This window comes from Bacillus sp. mrc49 (genome assembly GCF_002803435.1).
Genome location: NZ_PHNG01000116.1, coordinates 1 through 1,020 on the forward strand (window position 1 = coordinate 1; position 1,020 = coordinate 1,020).

A 1,020-nucleotide genomic window follows, 5' to 3' on the forward strand; every position below is an offset into this window, starting at 1 on the left:
GAGAGCCGTAAACAATATGGTGGGAATGAGGCTCGCCACGAAAAAAACATCTGCCGTTGATGACGCCCCGAAATAGGCGGCTATGATCGACTCCCGGCCAAAGCCGAGAACTTTCCCGACGGCTGCGATGATGGTGACGAGCCCGACCGATTTAAGTACATGTGAACGAGTAGGCATATTTTCAATCCTTTAAAATGATGTCCTTTTGTAAAGTGATTCCCAAACAACTATAAAAAAACAAGGTAAACGTTTTATCCTCAAGAATATTGTAAAAAAGTCCGGCTGTTAAGGCCGCCAGCAACAGGCAAGCGGTGAAGGCTCCAAAGACCCCTTTTTTCGATGTCGCGATCTTGCGGAAGGAGAAAATGATGAAAATGAGAATGGCAAGGAAACCAAGCATGCCTGTCTGAACCAGGATCTGGATATATTGATTATCCGTATACATTCTTTCTCCTATTTGATATTCACCATAGATCGGCGAAGGGAAGGAAAGGGTGGCGGAATCCCCGAATGTTCCAAGCCCCGTACCTAATATCGGATGGTCCTTGAAGATTTCGATGCCCTTGAAAACGACATATAAGCGTCCCCATTCCGTACTCTGCTGAAGAATCTTATCTGAAAACATTTCCGAAAAACGGCCGGACAGGGCCTGTTCATGATCGGAAGCGGTGTTGCTCCCGATCACCAGATTATCCATCGGAACGGCAGCGGATAGCTCGACTTTATTTGAGGCGAATAAAACCGGGTAGTAAATGAGAAGCAGTCCCAGCAAGCATGCCCCTAATGAATAGGTAAGAAATGATTTATTTCTCGTCCAAAATAAGAAGATGAGCGCCGCGAATCCAAATGCAATCATCGTTCCCCGCGAATAGGTGAGCAATAGCGTCCCGGCAAGCAAGATTGATGCCAGAAAGACGAGGACTTTATATTTTTTCAGCGAGCGAAATAGGAAAAAGCTTAGAAACAGCTGAATGCTTAAGTACAGGGCGAACACATTAGGGTTGGCAGCCGCCCCATAGA

General features: G+C 46.2%; 1 protein-coding gene. It reads right to left on the reverse strand.

Annotated features, from left to right (window positions below):
* Nucleotides 1-181 precede the first annotated feature (181 nt).
* Nucleotides 182-1,020, reverse strand: an 839-nt coding sequence (locus CVN76_RS00805; protein ID WP_198512397.1) for an O-antigen ligase family protein, incomplete at its 5' end; no start/stop codon positions are given.